This window comes from Caballeronia sp. (assembly GCF_049581465.1).
GTDB lineage: Bacteria > Pseudomonadota > Gammaproteobacteria > Burkholderiales > Burkholderiaceae > Caballeronia.
The window spans coordinates 1-2,747 of sequence record NZ_JBAUSA010001142.1 but is presented as its reverse complement, the minus strand read 5'-3'; the positions used below and the strand labels follow the sequence as shown (position 1 = coordinate 2,747).

Sequence of the window (2,747 nt, the reverse complement as noted above, 5' to 3'; positions counted from 1 at the left end):
GATGGGCACCGCTCCGCTGTCGGCCGCACGGCTGCGCGCATGGCACGCGAGGCAGCGGTTTGCATTCTTGTCGAGCTGATAGCCGTCGATCTTGTGTGGGATCGTCGGCGGCTGCTGTGCGTATGCGCGGCCACGGATTACGTCCTTGTTTTCGGTTGGTGCGATCAGCGGTGGCTTCGCCTCTTCGTCGATGGGCGTCGTGCCGCGCATGGGGTCGTGAAACGGTTCAGCGGGAATCATCGGCTGGGCCGGCGTTACTTGGGAATACGCAAAAAAACACGCTGCTAAAACCAACGAAATCGACGAAACCACGGTCCACGCTCGCATGGCCGCCTCCTCAAACTTTGACAATTTTGACGGCGCACTTTTTATAGTCGGTCTGGAGCGAGATGGGGTCGGTTGCGTCCAGTGTGAGTTTGTTGACCAGTTGGCTCGCGTCGAACCATGGAATGAACACGATCCCGCGCGGCGGCCGGTCGCGGCCACGCGTCTCAATGCGCGTACGGATGAAACCGCGCCGCGACTTCACCTCGACTTCCACGCCGCGTCGCAGGCCAAGGGCTTTGGCGTCGTCGGGATGCATGAAGCACACGGCATTCGGGAACGCCCGGTACAGCTCCGGCACGCGCCGCGTCATGGAACCCGAATGCCAGTGTTCGAGCACGCGTCCGGTTGCCAGCCAGAACGGGTATTCGAGGTCGGGCGGTTCGGGCGGCGGTTCGTAGGGCAACGCGAAGATCACCGCGCGGCCGTCCTTGTTGCCATAGAACTGATAGCCCGCGCCTGCCTTAACGTAAGGATCGGAGCCTTCCTTGTAGCGCCAGCGCGTCTCCTTGCCATCGACCACGGGCCAGCGCAGGCCGTGTGCTTCGTGATACGCGTCGAACGGTGCGAGGTCGTGGCCGTGGCCTCGTCCGAAGGTTGCGTACTCCTCGAAGAGGCCCTTTTGAAGGTAGAAGCCAAACGCCTTCGATTCGTGGTTGTGATAGCGGGGATCGCTTTCCTTCAGCGTGTATTTGTCGACCTGGCCGTTGCGGTAGAGCACGTCGTAGAGCGTCTTGCCCTTCAGTTCCGGTTTCTTCGCGATCAGTTCCGCCGGCCACACTTCCTCGACCTTGAAGTGCTTCGAGAACTCCACGAGTTGCCAGAGATCGGAACGCGCGCCGTCGGGTGCGTCGACCAGTTGATGCCAGAACTGAGTGCGACGCTCGGCATTGCCATAGGCACCCTCCTTCTCGACCCACATCGCCGATGGCAGGATCAGGTCGGCAGCCACGGCCGTTACGGTCGGATACACATCCGACACCACGATGAAATTCGCGGGGTTCCGATACCCCGGCAACGTTTCCTCATTGAGGTTCGCGCCGGCCTGGACGTTGTTGTTGCACTGGACCCAGTACGCGTTCAGCTTGCCGTCCTTGAGCATGCGGTTTTGCATCACAGCGTGATACCCAGGCTTCTCGGGAATGGTGCCGGCCGGCAGGCGCCAGATTTGTTCCGCGTGCGCGCGATGCTCGGGGTTCGTCACCACCATGTCCGCCGGCAGCCGGTGTGAGAACGTGCCCACTTCGCGCGCCGTCCCGCACGCCGATGGCTGGCCGGTGAGTGAAAACGGACTATTGCCGGGTGTCGATATCTTGCCGGTCAGCAAGTGGATGTTGTAGACCATGTTGTTCGCCCACGTGCCGCGCGTGTGCTGGTTGAAACCCATGGTCCAGAACGACATGACCTTGATCTTCGGGTCCGCGTAAAGCTCGGCGAGCTGGTCGAGCTTGACCTTCGGCACACCCGACAGCTTGGTGACATAGTCCGCGTCGTACTTGGACACGAAGCGCGCGAAGGTCTCGAAGTCGATCGGCTTTGAACCGTTCGCGTCGCCCGCGTTCTTGGCGGCCTTCTGCAGCGGATGGTCAGGCCGCAAGCCATAGCCGATATCCGTGTTGCCTTCCCTGAACGTCACGTGTTTCGACACGAAATCCTTGTTCACCCGATTCGTCTTGATAATCACGTTCGCGATGTAATTCAGGATCGCAAGATCCGATTGCGGCGTGAACACCAGTTCGTAATCGGCAAGATCGAAACTGCGATGCTCGAACGTGGACAACACGGCCACTTTCGTCGCAGGGAAACTCAGCTTCCGGTCAGTCACGCGGGTCCAGAGGATCGGGTGCATTTCCGCCATGTTCGAACCCCAGAGCACGAAGGCATCGGCTTGCTCGATGTCGTCGTAGCAACCCATGGGTTCGTCCATGCCGAAAGTGCGCATGAAACCCGTTACCGCCGACGCCATGCAGTGCCGCGCATTCGGGTCAAGGTTGTTGGTGCGAAATCCGGCTTTCATCAGCTTCACGGCGGCGTAGCCTTCGAACACGGTCCACTGGCCGGAGCCGAACATGCCCACCGCCGTCGGCCCCTTTTCCTTCAGCACGCGCTTGAACTGCTCGGCCATGGTCGCGAATGCCTGATCCCACGACACCGGGGTGAATTCGCCGTCCTTCGCGTATTTGCCGTCCTTCATGCGCAAAAGAGGCGTGGTCAGGCGGTCGGCGCCATACATGACCTTCGATAGAAAATAGCCCTTGACGCAGTTCAGCCCGCGATTCACTTCGGCCAGCGGATCGCCCTGGGTCGCCACGACCTTGCCCGCCTTCACACCCACGCTGACGCCACAGCCCGTGCCGCAAAACCGGCATGGCGCTTTCGACCAGGTAACGTCCGAATCGGCGGCCGTGGTCAGCGCGGCGCCG

2 protein-coding genes are annotated in these 2,747 nt (G+C 61.1%); both read right to left on the bottom strand.

Annotated features, from left to right (window positions below):
- The coding region (locus tag WCA53_RS27975) for a nitrate reductase cytochrome c-type subunit (protein WP_423918552.1) at positions 1-327 on the bottom strand (327 nt) is incomplete at its 3' end.
- Between the two features lie 10 nt (positions 328-337).
- Positions 338-2,747: periplasmic nitrate reductase subunit alpha (napA, locus tag WCA53_RS27970; RefSeq protein WP_423918547.1), on the bottom strand; the 2,410-nt coding region annotated here is incomplete at its 5' end.